1 protein-coding gene is annotated in these 1,628 nt (G+C 29.7%); it reads right to left on the bottom strand.

The window, feature by feature from the left end; genetic code table 11:
- Positions 1 to 1,258: lipopolysaccharide biosynthesis protein (locus tag DXA15_RS24925; protein WP_147349111.1), on the bottom strand; the 1,258-nt coding region annotated here is incomplete at its 3' end.
- Between the last annotated feature and the right edge of the window lie 370 nt (positions 1,259 to 1,628).

The following is a 1,628-nucleotide window of genomic DNA, read 5'->3' as shown; positions in this document are numbered from 1 at the left end:
ATATAAAATAAGAATTAACTACTGATAAACATGAAACTGTTATACTTAATATAACTATTGAGAATTGACTTGATAAATAAACGCATATAGGCATAATTACAAATTGAATAATTGTCCATAAAACGCATATAGGCATAATTACAAATTGAATAATTGTCCATATAAAAGACATATCAGTTCGTCCTAATGCACCTGTAATAACCGAAGAAAAATTCACTAAAGATGCGAAAGCCCCATATATAGTCAATAAAGATAATAAATTAGCTACTCCTACAAATGATTCATCATATAATATCAATACAATAGAGTGCGAATACAAAAGGATAAAACAATATATTGGAAAAATTATATATGCTAAAACGGATTGTAATCTACCAAACCACATGATTAAAGTATCTCTATTGTCTTGCATTTTTGCAAAAGTTGGAAATGCAACTCTATTAACAACAGAATTCACCAAAGAGAACAACCTAATAATCAAATCCTTAGCCAAACTATAAATACCTAATGTTTCCATTCCAAATAGTCTTCCGATAAGAAGAATATCAAATTTACCTGAAAAATAATCCAAAATACCAGCCCCTGACTGATAAAGTCCTATCTTCAAGAAAGGTTTTACCTCTTGAAAAGAAAAATGAAAAAGTAATGGGGCTTTTTTAAAAGTTGTTATTAGACTACCAATATGCAATATTGCGGATTGTAAAAGAGCTGAATAAATAAGACTATATACCCCAAATCCGGTTATGGCCAACACAACAGATATAATAAGTGAAGTTATCACTGCTATGCTTGTAAGAATGGACATAAAACGAAAATCAAAACATTTTTCTCGTAGAGTACCATATAACTTACCAGAAGCAACTATGACTAATTCTAATCCCATCAAAGGTATTAATTTGTTCAAAATTGGTTGTGCATAATACTGAGCCACTAATGGTGTACACAAACATAATATTATATATAATACAATAGAGAGTAATGAGAAACTCCAATATAAGCTAGAGAAATCATTTTGTGTAACATTTTGCTTATGCATAAGAGCTACTCCCATTCCTAACTCTGAAAACAAACTAGTAAACCCTAAAACGAGAAGTATGATTGCCATAAGCCCATAATCCTCTGTAGACAAAAATCTAGTAAGTACTACTATCTTTAAAATTTGTACTAGGGAAGAAACTATCATTGAAAATGTTGTCCATTTCACACCTCCCACAATTGTTGCTGTTTTCAAATCTTTAGATGATTGTATCTCTACCATTTATATCTTCTTATGAAAAATACATTTTTATAGCACACATGAGCGATGATGCCTGTATCTTCTCTATAGGCGTCCCCGATATAACAATTTTTCTTATAACATTCGCCAATTCTATATCATTAATTAAACCATATTGACATAGTATATTATTTATAAATACTTCTAAATCTTTGTTAGATGCAAAATAATACCCGATAGGGTTCATATGCTTATTGGTTGGTTGCTTTCCTATTTTATTTTTTAATAAATCAAATATTTTCCTGGAAGTATCCTAATAGGTATACGACGATTAGCAATATTAATCATTGGTTCTTTAATAGAAGCTTTTATAGTTTCCCATATATAATCTGCAGCCTTAGGATACTTAGTT

Origin of the sequence: Parabacteroides sp. AM58-2XD, assembly GCF_003463685.1 — a bacterium.
Classification (GTDB): domain Bacteria; phylum Bacteroidota; class Bacteroidia; order Bacteroidales; family Tannerellaceae; genus Parabacteroides; species Parabacteroides segnis.
Note: the sequence above shows the minus strand (reverse complement) of the source record. Positions and strands in the feature narration are given on the sequence as shown.